The 13,827-nt window shown below is 65.1% G+C and carries 11 protein-coding genes; all 11 read left to right on the top strand.

Annotation, left to right across the window (positions count from 1 at the left end; all coding sequences use genetic code 11):
• Window positions 1-114: 114 nt before the first annotated feature.
• The 11 genes from ACM42_RS22590 (at window position 115) to ACM42_RS22540 (ending at window position 13,784) form a co-directional block, all read left to right on the top strand.
• Complete coding sequence (locus ACM42_RS22590; protein WP_271530004.1) at window positions 115-1,437, top strand: CmpA/NrtA family ABC transporter substrate-binding protein; 1,323 nt, start codon at window positions 115-117, stop codon at window positions 1,435-1,437.
• A 60-nt stretch (window positions 1,438-1,497) separates the two neighbouring features.
• Window positions 1,498-2,394: a nitrate ABC transporter permease gene (ntrB, locus tag ACM42_RS22585; RefSeq protein WP_271530003.1), complete on the top strand. Its 897-nt coding sequence runs from the start codon at window positions 1,498-1,500 to the stop codon at window positions 2,392-2,394.
• A gap of 14 nt (window positions 2,395-2,408) precedes the next feature.
• A complete protein-coding gene (locus ACM42_RS22580) occupies window positions 2,409-3,203 on the top strand; it encodes an ABC transporter ATP-binding protein (RefSeq protein WP_271530002.1) in 795 nt (264 codons plus the stop codon).
• A 341-nt stretch (window positions 3,204-3,544) separates the two neighbouring features.
• A complete protein-coding gene (locus tag ACM42_RS22575; protein WP_271530001.1) occupies window positions 3,545-4,924 on the top strand; it encodes an MFS transporter in 1,380 nt (459 codons plus the stop codon).
• 129 nt (window positions 4,925-5,053) lie between these two features.
• On the top strand, window positions 5,054-5,482 hold the full coding sequence (locus tag ACM42_RS22570; protein WP_028177818.1) for a globin family protein: 429 nt from the start codon (window positions 5,054-5,056) through the stop codon (window positions 5,480-5,482).
• Between the two features lie 10 nt (window positions 5,483-5,492).
• Window positions 5,493-6,710 (top strand): NAD(P)/FAD-dependent oxidoreductase, encoded by a 1,218-nt coding sequence (locus ACM42_RS22565; RefSeq protein WP_271530000.1) that lies wholly within the window; start codon window positions 5,493-5,495, stop codon window positions 6,708-6,710.
• A gap of 15 nt (window positions 6,711-6,725) precedes the next feature.
• Window positions 6,726-9,431: a nitrate reductase gene (locus tag ACM42_RS22560; protein ID WP_271529999.1), complete on the top strand. Its 2,706-nt coding sequence runs from the start codon at window positions 6,726-6,728 to the stop codon at window positions 9,429-9,431.
• 231 nt (window positions 9,432-9,662) lie between these two features.
• Window positions 9,663-10,559: an SMP-30/gluconolactonase/LRE family protein gene (locus tag ACM42_RS22555; RefSeq protein ID WP_271530263.1), complete on the top strand. Its 897-nt coding sequence runs from the start codon at window positions 9,663-9,665 to the stop codon at window positions 10,557-10,559.
• 119 nt (window positions 10,560-10,678) lie between these two features.
• The gene (locus ACM42_RS22550) at window positions 10,679-11,518 is read left to right on the top strand and encodes an aldo/keto reductase (protein WP_271529998.1); all 840 of its coding nucleotides are present in this window, start codon (window positions 10,679-10,681) and stop codon (window positions 11,516-11,518) included.
• A 184-nt stretch (window positions 11,519-11,702) separates the two neighbouring features.
• Window positions 11,703-12,644, top strand: a complete 942-nt coding sequence (locus tag ACM42_RS22545) for a DMT family transporter (protein ID WP_271529997.1) — start codon at window positions 11,703-11,705, stop codon at window positions 12,642-12,644.
• A gap of 60 nt (window positions 12,645-12,704) precedes the next feature.
• Window positions 12,705-13,784: a zinc-binding dehydrogenase gene (locus ACM42_RS22540; protein ID WP_271529996.1), complete on the top strand. Its 1,080-nt coding sequence runs from the start codon at window positions 12,705-12,707 to the stop codon at window positions 13,782-13,784.
• Window positions 13,785-13,827: the final 43 nt, after the last annotated feature.

Genomic DNA, 13,827 nt, shown 5'->3' with positions numbered 1-13,827 from the left:
GGGGTTCCCCCGTCGCGCGTTCGCATGCGCCAAAGTCGGCGCCACCGGACGGACGGGCCGCTCGCGCGCACAGTCGCAAATCATTCCGCACAGACGCAAAGGACGACACAGCCTATGACCAAGCGCACCCGCCGGCCCTCGGAAACGACCGGCCTCAGCCGCCGTCAATTGTTGAAGGCCACCGGCTCGACCGCCGCACTTCTCGCGGCCGCAAAACTGAATTTCCCTGCCGGCGCCTTCGCGCAGGACGCGGGCCCCGAGGTCAAGGGCGCCAAGCTCGGCTTCATTGCGCTCAGCGATGCCGGCCCGCTCTTCGTCGCCAAGGACAAGGGGCTGTTCGCCAAATACGGCATGCCCGACACCGACGTGCAGAAGCAGGCGTCCTGGGGCACGACGCGCGACAACCTCGTGCTCGGCTCCGAAGGCAACGGCATCGACGGCGCGCATATCCTCACCCCGATGCCGTATCTGATCTCGGCCGGCAAGGTGACGCAGAACAACCAGCCGACGCCGATGTACATCCTGGCGCGGCTCAACCTCGACAGCCAGTGCATCTCCGTCGCGAACGAATATGCCGACCTGAAGCTCGGCGTCGATGCCGCGCCGTTCAAGGCCGCGCTGGAGAAGAAGAAGGCCTCCGGCAAGGCCGTGAAGGCCGCGATGACCTTCCCCGGCGGCACCCACGATCTCTGGATCCGCTATTGGCTCGCCGCCGGCGGCATCGATCCCGACAAGGACATCGAGACCATCGTGGTGCCGCCGCCGCAGATGGTGGCCAACATGAAGGTCGGCACCATGGACTGCTTCTGCGTCGGCGAGCCCTGGAACCTGCAGCTGATCCATCAGAAGATCGGCTATACCGCGGTCAATACCGGCGAGCTCTGGAACAAGCATCCGGAGAAGTCCTTCGGCATGCGCGCCGCCTTCGTCGACAAATATCCAAAGGCGGCGAAGGCGCTGCTGATGGCGGTGATGGAAGCCCAGCAATGGGCCGACAAGGCCGAGAACAAGGCCGAGCTCGCCGCCATCATGGGCAAGCGGCAGTGGATGAACTGCCCGGTCGAGGACGTGCTCGACCGCAGCGCCGGCAAGTTCGACTACGGCATCCCCGGCAAGGTGGTCGAGAACTCCCCGCACATCATGAAGTACTGGCGCGACCATGCCTCCTATCCGTTCCAGAGCCACGATCTCTGGTTCCTCACCGAGGACATCCGCTGGGGCAAGTACGAGCCGAACTTCGACACCAAGGCGCTGATTGCCAAGGTCAACCGCGAGGACCTCTGGAAGGACGCGGCCAAGACCCTCGGCGTCGCGGCTGCCGACATTCCGACCTCCACCTCGCGCGGCAAGGAGACCTTCTTCGACGGCAAGGTGTTCGATCCGGAAAATCCGGCCGCCTATCTGAAGTCGCTTGCGATCAAGCGCGTCGAAGTCTGATGGAGCCAGCGGCCGCCTTCGGGTGGCCGCATCGTTTTTTGGAGCCGGAGAGATATTGCGATGAACATGCCTGCCGCCAAGATCGAAATTGAGACCGCGATGCCTGCGGTCGGTGCCGCGCCGGTCGTTACGATGACGCCGAAGCGTCCGCCTCGCAGTGAAGCTTACGCACGCATGGCACGGGAGACGGCCGCGCGCGTGATCCCGCCGCTGGTCGTGATCGCGCTGCTCACGCTGGTGTGGGAGCTGGTCTGCCGCCGCGCCGGCTCGGCGCTGCCGCCGCCGTCGAAGGTGTTCACGGACACCAAGGAGCTGATCCTCGATCCGTTCTTCGACCATGGCGGCATCGACAAGGGCCTGTTCTGGCATCTTTCCGCCAGTCTCCAGCGCGTCGCCTTCGGCTACTCGCTCTCGGCGATCGCAGGCATCGCGCTCGGGGTGCTGGTCGGGCAGTCGGTCTGGGCGATGCGCGGGCTCGATCCGTTGTTCCAGGTGCTGCGCACCATTCCGCCGCTCGCCTGGCTGCCGTTGTCGCTCGCGGCGTTCCGCGACGGCCAGCCCTCCGCGATCTTCGTCATCTTCATCACCTCGATCTGGCCGATCATCATCAACACCGCTGTCGGCATCCGCAACATCCCGCAGGACTACCGCAACGTCGCGGCCGTCGTGCAGCTCAATCCGCTCGAGTTCTTCGCAAAGATCATGATCCCGGCGGCCGCGCCCTACATCTTCACCGGCCTTCGCATCGGCATCGGCCTGTCGTGGCTTGCGATCGTCGCTGCGGAAATGCTGATCGGCGGCGTCGGCATCGGCTTCTTCATCTGGGACGCCTGGAACTCCTCGCATATCAGCGAGATCGTCCTGGCGCTGTTCTATGTCGGCATCGTCGGCTTCGTGCTGGACCGCCTGATCGCGGGCCTCGGCAAGTTCGTCACCCGCGGCACCGCGCAGAGCTGAGAGGAGAGGGCAACATGACCACCTATCTGAAGCTCGACCACATCGACAAGGTCTTTACCCGCGGCGCCGCCACCACGGAGGTGCTGAAGGACATCAACCTCACGATCGAGAAGGGCGAGTACGTTTCAATCATCGGCCATTCCGGCTGCGGCAAGTCGACCCTGCTCAACATCATCGCAGGGCTGACCGGCGCCACCACGGGCGGCGTGCTGCTGGAAAACCGCGAGGTGAACTCGCCGGGGCCCGATCGCGCCGTGGTGTTCCAGAATCACAGCCTGCTGCCGTGGCTGACCGTCTACGAGAACGTCAGGCTCGGCGTCGACAAGGTCTTCGCCAAGACCAAGTCCCGCGCCGAGCGCGACGCCTGGGTGATGCACAATCTCAACCTCGTGCAGATGGCTCATGCCAGGGACAAGCGTCCTTCCGAAATCTCCGGCGGCATGAAGCAGCGCGTCGGCATCGCGCGGGCGCTCGCCATGGAGCCGAAGGTGCTGCTGCTGGATGAGCCCTTCGGCGCGCTCGACGCGCTGACCCGCGCCCACTTGCAGGACTCGGTCATGGCGCTGCATCAGAAGCTCGGCAACACCATTCTGATGATCACCCACGACGTCGACGAGGCCGTGCTGTTGTCCGACCGCATCGTGATGATGACGAACGGGCCGAGCGCGCGCATCGGCGAGGTGCTGGAGGTGCCGCTGGCGCGGCCGCGCAAGCGGCTCGAGCTCGCGACCAACGCCACCTATCTGAAGTGCCGCCAGCGCGTGCTCGAATTCCTCTACGAGCGTCACCGCTTCGTCGAGGCCGCGTAAGCGAAGAGTTTAGCGCAACGACATGCACGCGCCCAAATAATCGACACCCCGCTCAATCCTTGTGCGTCGCACAAGGATTGAGCGAATCGCAAATTTGGCGTGCGAGAAAGCCCTGCGAATATTTCGGGCGACACGAACAACACCCTGAAATCCCTGCGTTTCCAGGATGCGCGCAACTGGCACGGAAATTGAAGCGTCTTTGCGCGACGCCAACGACGACGTCCCTCAACATCATCAATCAGCATCGTGAACTCGCCACCGGGGTGAAGCCTCGGAGCGCGCCTCCGTGGCCGGAGGCTGAGCCTGCAACGACGCAGCGGTGAGACTGGAAGGGATATGCAATGACGAAGAGTCCCACTTGGATTTCTGACTGGCGCCCCGAAGATGAGGCGTTCTGGAACGCGACCGGCAAGACGATCGCGCGGCGGAACCTGATCTGGTCGATCGTAGCCGAACATATCGGCTTCTCGGTCTGGCTGATCTGGAGCATCGTCACGACCAAGCTGCCGCAGGCGGGCTTCCACTACACCACCGACCAGCTGTTCCAGCTCGTCGCCGTGCCGGGGCTGATCGGCGCCTTGATGCGCTTTCCCTACACCTTCGCAGTGACGACCTTCGGCGGCCGCAACTGGACCATCTTCAGCGCGGCGATCCTGTTCATTCCGACCTTGTCGCTTGCCTATTTCGTGAGCCAGCCTGACACGCCGTTCTGGCTGATGCTGCTGATCGCCTCGACCGCGGGTCTCGGCGGCGGCAATTTCGCCTCCAGCATGACCAACATCTCCTTCTTCTTCCCCGACCGGATGAAGGGATGGGCGCTCGGACTCAACGCGGCCGGCGGCAATATCGGTGTCTCCAGCGTACAGCTCCTGACCCCGATCCTGATGACGCTCGCCGTCTTCAACCTGTTCCAGGCAACGCCCGTCGACGGCGTCTTCCTGCAGAATGCCGGACTCATGTGGGTGCTGCCGATCGCGATCGCGGTGTTCGGCGCGGTGTTCTTCATGAACAATCTCACCACGGCGAAATCGTCGGTGAAGAACCAGCTTGCGATCGTCAAGCGCAAGCACACCTGGATCATGGCGTATCTCTATATCGGCACGTTCGGGTCCTTCATCGGCTACTCCGCGGCGTTCCCGCTTCTGATCAAGACGCAATTCCCCGCCGTGACGATCTCGATCGCCTTCCTGGGCCCGCTGGTCGGCTCGTTGTCGCGTCCGCTCGGCGGCTGGCTCGCAGACCGGGTCGGCGGCTCCATCATCACCTTCTGGAATTTCATCGCGATGGCGGGCGCCACGGTCGGCGTGCTCTACTTCGTCGGGCAGAAGGATTTCATCGGCTTTCTGTCGATGTTCCTGATCCTGTTCGTGACGACGGGCATCGGCAACGGCTCGACCTACCGCATGATCCCCTCGATCTTCCGCGAGGAGAATCTGTTCAAGGTGCGCGGCAAGGGCGATGTCGCGCGTGCGGCCGCGCTGAAGACCGCGAGCATCGAAAGCGGCGCGGCGGTCGGCTTCATCGGCGCGATCGGTGCCGTCGGCGGCTATCTGATCCCGAGCGGCTTCGGCAAGTCGATCGCCATGACCGGCGGGCCGCAGCTCGCGCTCGCGGTCTATCTCGCCTTCTACGCCTCCTGCCTAGCTCTCACCTGGTGGTTCTACCTGCGTCGCAGCCCGCAGGGTGAAGGCGCGCCAAGCCTCGCCGAAGCACGTGTGTGAGCGCGAGCACTTGGCACGAATGTCGCTTCTCCCCGTACGCGGGGAGAAGTCTCTCTGATGACGTTTGACCCATGAACTTTTTCCGCAACGGCGCGGACGAAGGCAGACCGAAACAGACAGGAGAACATCATGACGCCAGAGCAGATCGCCCTCATTCAGCAGAGCTTCGCCAAGGTCGCGCCGATATCGGAGCAGGCCGCGGTGCTGTTCTACGATCGCCTGTTCGAGGTGGCGCCGTCCGTGCGCGCGATGTTTCCCGAGGACATGACGGAGCAGCGCAAGAAGCTGATGGGCATGCTCGCTGCCGTGGTCGGCGGCCTGTCGAACCTGGAGTCGATTCTTCCCGCGGCCTCCGCCCTCGCCAAGCGCCACGTCGCCTACGGCGCCAAGGCCGAGCACTACCCTGTGGTCGGCGCGACCTTGCTGTGGACCCTGGAGAAGGGTCTCGGCGAAGCCTGGACGCCCGAACTCGCCAAGGCCTGGACCGACGCCTACGGCGTGCTGTCCGGCTACATGATATCCGAGGCCTATGGCGCACAAGCGCAGGCCGCCGAATAGGAGATGCCTCGTGAGTGAACCGCTGGTCATCGTCGGTAACGGCATGGCGGCCGCGCGTCTGGTCGACGAGCTCGCGAAGACCGCGCTCGGCCGCTACGCGGTCGCCGTGATCGGCGAAGAGCCGCGGCTCGCTTACAACCGCGTGCTGCTCTCCTCCGTGCTGGCCGGCGAGACCGGCTCGCACGAGATCGAACTGCGGCCGGCCGAGTGGTGGCGCCATCGCGGCGTCACGGTGCGCTACGGCTATCGCGTCACCGAGATCGACACCGGCCGCCGCGAGCTGAAGATCGAAGGCGAGGAGAGCATGGAGTACTCCAGGCTCGTCCTCGCCACCGGCTCGACGCCGCTGCGGCTCAACGTGCCGGGTGCCGATCTCTCCGGCGTGCACACCTTTCGCGACACCCGCGACGTCGACCTGCTGCTGACGCTGGCCGCGGCGAAGAAGCGCGTCGTCGTGGTCGGCGGCGGCTTGCTCGGGCTGGAGGCGGCCTACGGCCTCGCCAAGGCCGGTGCCCCCGTGACGCTGCTGCATCTGATGGACCGGCTGATGGAGCGCCAGCTCGATGCGCCCGCCGCCGACCTCCTCAAGACGCTGGTCGAGCGCAAGGGCATCCGCATCCTGCTCAACGCCAGCACGAAGTGCATCCATGGCGACGGTCATGTCGAGGCCGTCGAGCTTGCCGACGGCAGCCGCATCGAGGCCGACGCCGTGATTTTCGCTGCCGGCATCAAGCCGAACGTCGTGCTGGCGAAGGATGCGGGCATCGCGGTCAATCGCGGCATCGTCGTCAACGACGTCATGCAGACCTCCTCGCCCGACATCTTCGCGCTCGGCGAATGCGCCGAGCATCGCGGCACCTGCTATGGTCTTGTCGAACCCGCTTACGAGCAGGCGCGCGTGCTGGCGCGGCATCTTGCCGGCCGCCCCGCCGCCTATCAGGGCAGCGTGGTCTCGACCAATCTGAAGGTCTCCGGCGTCAGCGTGTTCTCCGCCGGCGACTTCATGGGCGGGGATGGCAGCGAGAGCCTCGTGCTGTCGGACCGCAGCCGCGGCACCTACAAGAAGCTCGTGATTGCCGACGGCCGGCTCACCGGCGCCGTGCTGATCGGCGATACCGTCGATGCGCTCTGGTATCTCGAGCTGATCCGCAATCGCGACAAGGTCGCGGCGATCCGTACAGACATGATGTTCGGCCGCGCGCTGGCGCACCCCTCCAAGGCTGCTTGACAAGGCTGTTTGACGATGACGGCGATCGATCCCGCGCTCCGCACCACCAAGACGACGTGCCCCTATTGTGGTGTCGGCTGCGGCGTGCTGGCGACACCCGACGGCAAGGGCGGGGCGGCTATCGCCGGTGATCCCGACCACCCCGCCAATTTCGGCCGGCTATGCTCAAAGGGCTCAGCGCTCGGCGAGACCGTCGGGCTCGAAAGCCGGCTGCTCTACCCGATGATCCGTTGCAAGGGCGTGCTGGAGCGCGTTGCCTGGAGCGATGCGCTCGATCATGTCGCCCATCGCATGCAGCACATCGTGGCGCGCGACGGCGCCGACGCGGTCGCCTTCTATCTCTCCGGCCAGCTCCTCACCGAGGACTATTACGTCGCCAACAAGCTGATGAAGGGATTTGTCGGCACGGCGAATGTCGACACCAATTCGCGGCTCTGCATGTCCTCCTCGGTCGCCGGTCACCGCCGTGCTTTCGGCGCCGACACCGTGCCCGGCTGCTACGAGGATCTCGACCAGGCCGACCTGCTCGTCTTCGTCGGCTCGAATGCGGCCTGGTGCCATCCCGTGCTGTTCCAGCGAATGCTGAAGAACCGGCAGGAGCGTGGCGCGCGCATGATCGTGATCGACCCGCGCCGTACCGACACCGCCGGCGATGTCGATCTCTTCCTCGGCCTCAAGCCCGGCACCGACACGGCGCTGTTCTCCGGCCTCTTCGTTCATCTCGCCGACAATGGCGCGCTCGATCGGGACTACATCGCTCAGAATACCAGCGGATACGACGACGCGCTGGCGCGTGCGCGCAACATCGCAGGCAGTGTCACTGCGACGGCGCTTGCCACGGGCCTCTCCGAGCAGGACGTCGCCACCTTCTTCAGGATGTTCCGTGACACCGAGAAGGTCGTCACGCTCTATTCGCAAGGCGTCAACCAGTCGGCGCAGGGTACCGACAAGGTCAACGCCATCCTGAACTGCCATCTTGCGACGGGGCGCATCGGCAAGCCCGGTGCCTCGCCGTTCTCGCTCACCGGCCAGCCCAATGCGATGGGCGGTCGCGAGGTCGGCGGCCTCGCCAACATGCTTGCCGCCCATATGGGTTTCACGCCGCCCGACATCGATCGTGTCAGGCGGTTCTGGAAGGCGCCGCGCATCGCCACCCATGAGGGGCTGAAGGCGGTGCAATTGTTCGAGGCCATCAACCGCGGCGAGGTCAAGGCGCTGTGGGTGATGGGCACCAACCCGGCGGTGTCGCTGCCGGATGCCGACATGGTCCGCGATGCCCTGAAGAAGCTCGAGCTGTTCGTGGTCTCCGAGAACGTGCTCTCCAACGACACGGTCGAGGCCGGTCCGCATGTGCTGCTGCCGGCGCTGGCCTGGGGCGAGAAGTCGGGCACGGTGACCAATTCCGAGCGGCGCATCTCGCGCCAGCGGGCCTTCCTGCCGGCGCCGGGCGAGGCGCGCCCCGATTGGTGGATTCTCAGCGAGATCGCAAAACGTTTCGGTTTCGGCGACAGCTTCAACTACAAATCCGCCGCCGATATCTTCCGCGAGCACGCCGCACTCTCGGCCTTCGAGAACAATGGCAGCCGCGATTTCGATATCGGCGCGCTGAGTTCGGTGTCCGACGAAGCGTTCGACGCCTTGCAGCCGGTGCAATGGCCCGCGCGCGACGGGCAGACACCCGGCGAGCGCTTCTTTGCGAGCGGCGGGTTCTTCACCAATGACGGCAAGGGACGCTTCGTCGCGCCGGAGGTGCCGGCACTGCGCGGCGAGACCGGTCCGTCGCGCCCCTTGCGGCTCAACACCGGGCGCATCCGCGACCAGTGGCACACCATGACACGCACGGGGCTCAGCCAGCGGCTGGGCGCGCATTTGCCGGAGCCCTTCGTCGAGATTCATCCCGATGACGCCAGCAAATACGGCATTGCCCATGACGGTTATGCCCGCATCACCAGCGATTATGGCCAGTGCATCCTGAAGGCCGTCGTCAGCGAACGGCAGCAGCGCGGCACCCTGTTCGTGCCGATCCACTGGAGCGCGACGAACACCTCGCACGGCCGCATTGGCGCGCTGGTGCAGTCGTTCACCGATCCGTTCTCGGGCCAGCCGGAGGCGAAGGCGACACCGGCCGCGATCGCTCCTTACGAATTCGTCTTCCGCGGCTTCGCGCTGTCGCGAAAGCAGATCGACCTGCCGGAGAACCTGTTGTGGACCCGCGTCACGGTCGCCGGCGGCTTCGGCTATCTCTTTGCGGACAACGGCGATCTTTCGCGCTGGCCCGCCTGGCTCGAGATCGTCGCGGGCGCGGACGTTGCCGAGTACCGCGACTTCGGCGGCGGGGTCTATCGCGCCGCCTCGTTCGCAGGCGACCGCATCGAGACCTGCCTGTTCGTCGGACCTGCGCACGATGCCGGCGATTGGGAGGTGGTGAAAAGCGCATTCGCCGCCGACCAGGTGACCGACGAGCAGCGCCGCATGCTGCTGTCCGGCAAGTCGATAGAGGGCGCCGCTTCGACCGGCCCGATCGTCTGCGCCTGCTTCGGTGTCGGCCGCGGCACCATCTGCGACACCATCGCTGGCGGCGCACGCACCGCCGCCGAGATCGGCGCCAAGCTCAAGGCCGGCACCAATTGCGGCTCCTGCATCCCCGAGATGAAGCGCCTGATCGCGACGACCGAGGCGGTGCCGGCAAAGCAGGTGAAGGTCGCTGGCGCGGCGGGGTAGGGCTGCTTTTCTGGGGCGTCGCCGAATATTCCGATGTCATCGCCCGGCTTGACCGGGCGATCCAGTACGCCGAGACACTTATGATTAAGCGGTGAGGCCGCGGCGTACCGGATTCCCCGCTTTCGCGGGGAATGACAATGAGGGCGAGGCGCCATGCCGCCCACGCCAATCGACGCGCCGTCGATTGTGCCCTATGCTGCCGCGCTCCCCTCAGCAATTACAACAACAATGATGTACCTGGAAACGCCGCCCCGCCTGATCGAGACAAAAGTCTTCTCCGCCATGCCCGACAAGTTCCGCCGCAAGGGCGAGCGGACCGATTGGGCCGACGCCAACCGGCCGGGCGCTGCCACCGACAGCTTCATCGAAGGGCCGTCGTTCGATGCCGACGGCAACCTCTACATCGTCGACATTCCGTTCGGCCGCGTCTTCCGTATCGCGCGTGACGGCGAGTGGTCGCAGGTCATCGAATACGAGGGCTGGCCGAACGGGCTGAAGATCGCATCCGACGGCCGCATCCTGGTCGCCGATTACATGCACGGCATCATGGAGCTCGATGCAAAGGCCGGGCGGATCAAGCCGGTGCTGACTGCGCGCAATTCGGAATCGTTCCGCGGCTGCAACGATCTCCACCTCGCCAGCAATGGCGACGTCTATTTCACCGATCAGGGCCAGACCGGGCTGCACGACCCCAGCGGCCGGGTCTATCGTCTCGCGTCGAGCGGCAGGCTCGATTGCCTGATCGACACCGGCATCAGCCCGAATGGACTCGTGCTCGACCCGACCGAAACCGTGCTGTTCGTCGCGATGACGCGCGACAACGCGGTGTGGCGGTTGCCCTTCATGAAGGACGGCAGCGTGTCCAAGGTCGGCCGCTTCTGCTCGCTGTTCGGCACGAGCGGTCCTGACGGCATGACCATGGATGCCATGGGCCGCCTGTTCGTCGGCCACGCCTCGCTCGGCCACGTCTTCGCGTTCGCGCCCAACGGCGAACTGATCGCGCGGATCAAATCCTGCGCGGGGCCGAACTGCACCAATGTCGCGATCGGTGGCGCGAAGAAGGATCGGCTCTATATCACGGAGTCGGCGACGGGCAGCGTGCTGGTTGCCGACATCAGTGATCTCTAAAGCGCGATGCGATTGGATGAATCGTCATCGCGCTTTGGGTCATTGTTTGAGCATGATCTTTTCGGAAAACCGCTACACACTTTTCCGGATCATGCTGTAGAGCATCTGAAGGAGTAAACATGAACACACATCCCTTCGGCCAGACCGGCGCCAACGTCTCCGTCATCGGGCAGGGCACCTGGTATCTCGATCACGGCGACCGCAAGCGCGCGATCGCGGCGCTTCAGCGCGGGCTCGATCTCGGCATGACCCATGTCGACACCGCCGAGATGTATGGCGATGCCGAGCTCGTCATCGCGGATGCGATCGCGAGCCGGCGCGACGAGGTGTTCCTCGTTTCAAAAGTGCTGCCGAGCAACGCCTCGCGCCGCGGAACCATCACTGCTTGCGAGCGCTCGCTGAAGCGGCTCAAGACCGACCGGCTCGACTGCTATCTTTTGCATTGGCGCGGCTCTTATCCACTGGAGGACACCGTCGCTGCGTTCGAGGAACTGGTGACATCAGGCAAGATCAAATCCTGGGGCGTCTCCAATTTCGACGCGGACGATCTCGACGAAATTCTCGACGTTGCGGGCGAGGGCCGGATCGCGTGCAACCAGGTGCTCTATCATCTGAAGGAGCGCGCGATCGAGCATGCGGTGATCCCGTGGTGCGAGCGGCACGGTGTCGCCGTCGTTGCCTACTCGCCGTTCGGGCACGACGATTTCCCGGCGAGCAGCAGCAAGGGCGGCGCGGTGCTGGCGCGCATCGCGGAGGCGCGTAGCGCGACGCCGCGTCAGGTCGCACTGAGCTTCCTCACCCGTGCGACTACGGTGTTCGCGATCCCGAAGGCCTCGTCCGCGGAACATGCTGGCGAAAATGCAGCCGCGGGCGATCTCGTGCTGACGAAAGACGAGGTTGCGGCGCTTGATGCGGCGTTTCCGCGCGGGCCAAAGCCGCGCGGCCTGCCCATGCTGTAATGCACAACGGGCAATATTAACGGAGCATTGACGCGCGCGGCGGCCTGCGCATATCGGCATCCTGTTTTCGGAAGTTGTGAACGCGGCGCATTTGTCGTTTTTTAGGGCGCTCGATTCGCATTTTTCCCGAGTTCCAGCCGTGACCCCGCCGCCAGCCGCAGCCGCAAGGCTCGATAGTATTTCCATGTCCATGCCCGAGAGGAAGCATGTCGGTCGCCGCGCACCCGCGCGCGTCGATCATCCCTTCAGAGGCATCGCACTGATCCTGCTCTCGACGGTGTTCCTCGGCTGCTCCGACGTCACCGCGAAATATCTGTCGACGAGCTTGCCCTCGATCGAGATCACCTGGATCCGCTTCCTCACCTTCACGCTGCTGTTCACGCCGGTGATGCTGCCCGCATCGCCGCTCTATGCGATGCGCACCAAGCGTCCCGGCCTGCACGTGATGCGCGGGGCGGCGCTGCTTGGCTCCTCGCTGTTCTTCATCACGGGCCTCGGCTTCCTGCCGATCGCGGAGGCATCCGCCACCGGCTTCGTCGCGCCGCTGTTCGTTACTGCGCTCTCGATCGTCTTCCTCGGCGAGAAGGTCGGCATGCGCCGCTGGCTCGCGACCGCGCTCGGCCTCATTGGCGTGCTGATTATCCTGCGCCCGGGCACCAGCGCGTTTCACCCCGCCGCATTCTTTCCGTTGGTCTCGGCGGCATGCTGGGCCGGCACGTTGATCCTGACGCGCATGATGAGCGGGCGGGAAGCCGTCGTCACCACCATGGCCTATTCCTCGCTGACGGGCCTTGCGATCCTGACCGCGCTGGTGCCGTTCGTCTGGGTCACGCCATCCTGGACCGCGGTCGCGCTCGGCATCTTCATCGGTGTCGCCTCGACCGCAGGTCAGTGGATCGTCGTCCTCGCCTATCGCTACGGCGATGCCTCGGTGCTTGCGCCCTTCTCCTATACGCAGCTGCTCTGGGTCAGTATTTTGGGCTTCTTCATCTTCGGCGAAGTGCCCGACATCTGGACCATCACCGGCGCGGCCTTCATCGTCGCCAGCGGCCTCTACATCGCTCATCGCGAGCGTGTCCGTCGCGCCCAGCTCCTGGTGCTGGAAGAGCGTTCGCCGAACGCCTGACGCAAGTTCGCCCCTCGTGCTTCGTGGTATCAGCGCTCCAAACAATACGGGAGGAGCCGGATGCGGGCCGCGATTTTCAGGAACGGAGAGATCGTCGTCGACCGGATCGCCGAGCCGAAACCGGGCCCCGGCCAGGTCCTGGTCAAGACGCTCGCCTGCGGCATCTGCGGCTCCGATCTGCACGCGCGCCAACACGCCCATCGCATGGTGGAGATGGCACGGAAGGTCGGGCGCAAGCCGATGGATCTCTCCCGTGACGTCGTGTTCGGCCACGAGTTCTGCTGCGAAATCGTCGACTACGGCACCGGCACCGAACGCAAGCTCAAGTCCGGCACCCGCGTCTGCTCGCTGCCGGCGCTGCTGACGCCGCAGGGTATCGAAGGCATCGGCTATTCCAACGACAATATCGGCGGCTACGCCGAGGCGATGCTGCTGAGCGAAGCGCTGCTGCTTGAAGTGCCCAACGGTCTTGCGCCGGAGCATGCCGCGCTCACCGAGCCGCTGGCGGTCGGTGTCCACGCCGTGGCGAAAGCCAATATCAGCGGCGGCGAGGTGCCGCTCGTGATCGGCTGCGGCCCGGTCGGGCTCGCGGTGATCGCCGCGCTGAAGCTTAGGGGCCTGCACCCGATCGTCGCCGCGGACTATTCGCCGGCCCGGCGCGCGCTCGCCGCACAGCTCGGCGCGGACGTCGTCGTCGATCCCAAGGTATCACAGCCCTATGCGACCTGGGCCGAGCACGCGCAGATGTCGGAGGCCGAGAAAGCGGCGCGGCCACCGTTCCAGGCCATGCTGCCGGCGCTGAAGCCGGCGATCATCTTCGAATGCGTCGGCGTGCCCGGGCTGTTGCAACAGGTGTTCGAAGGCGCGCCGCGCGACGCCAGGATCGTGGTGGTCGGCGTCTGCATGGAGACCGACAGAAGCGAGCCCATGCTCGGCATCATGAAGGAACTGAGCGTGCAATACGTGGTCGGCTACACGCCGGACGAATTCGCAAGCTCACTGCGCCTGATCGCGGAAGGGCAGGTGGATGCCGCTGCAATGGTGACCGCCGAGGTCGGCATCGACGGAGTCGCCAAGGCGTTCGCCGATCTCGCCAATCCCGAGATGCACACCAAGATCATCGTGCAGCCATGGCGGTAGGAGTGTCGTAGTCTTGTGAGGCGGGTAAAGGCGCTCTTGCGCC

The sequence above is a fragment of the Bradyrhizobium sp. CCBAU 25338 genome, assembly GCF_028128965.1.
In the GTDB taxonomy this organism is placed as follows: domain Bacteria; phylum Pseudomonadota; class Alphaproteobacteria; order Rhizobiales; family Xanthobacteraceae; genus Bradyrhizobium; species Bradyrhizobium liaoningense.
The sequence above is the reverse complement of the archived record's forward strand: the minus strand, read 5'-3'. Positions and strand labels throughout refer to the sequence as shown.

What these genes read in the sequence shown, in the direction of transcription:
- ACM42_RS22555 (WP_271530263.1), top strand. Translation starts at nt 9,663, where the DNA reads ATGTACCTGGAAACGCCGCCCCGCCTGATCGAGACAAAAGTCTTCTCC.
- ACM42_RS22580 (WP_271530002.1), top strand. Translation starts at nt 2,409, where the DNA reads ATGACCACCTATCTGAAGCTCGACCACATCGACAAGGTCTTTACCCGC.
- ACM42_RS22550 (WP_271529998.1), top strand. Translation starts at nt 10,679, where the DNA reads ATGAACACACATCCCTTCGGCCAGACCGGCGCCAACGTCTCCGTCATC.
- ACM42_RS22545 (WP_271529997.1), top strand. Translation starts at nt 11,703, where the DNA reads ATGTCCATGCCCGAGAGGAAGCATGTCGGTCGCCGCGCACCCGCGCGC.
- ACM42_RS22540 (WP_271529996.1), top strand. Translation starts at nt 12,705, where the DNA reads ATGCGGGCCGCGATTTTCAGGAACGGAGAGATCGTCGTCGACCGGATC.
- ACM42_RS22560 (WP_271529999.1), top strand. Translation starts at nt 6,726, where the DNA reads ATGACGGCGATCGATCCCGCGCTCCGCACCACCAAGACGACGTGCCCC.
- ntrB (WP_271530003.1), top strand. Translation starts at nt 1,498, where the DNA reads ATGAACATGCCTGCCGCCAAGATCGAAATTGAGACCGCGATGCCTGCG.
- ACM42_RS22570 (WP_028177818.1), top strand. Translation starts at nt 5,054, where the DNA reads ATGACGCCAGAGCAGATCGCCCTCATTCAGCAGAGCTTCGCCAAGGTC.
- ACM42_RS22590 (WP_271530004.1), top strand. Translation starts at nt 115, where the DNA reads ATGACCAAGCGCACCCGCCGGCCCTCGGAAACGACCGGCCTCAGCCGC.
- ACM42_RS22575 (WP_271530001.1), top strand. Translation starts at nt 3,545, where the DNA reads ATGACGAAGAGTCCCACTTGGATTTCTGACTGGCGCCCCGAAGATGAG.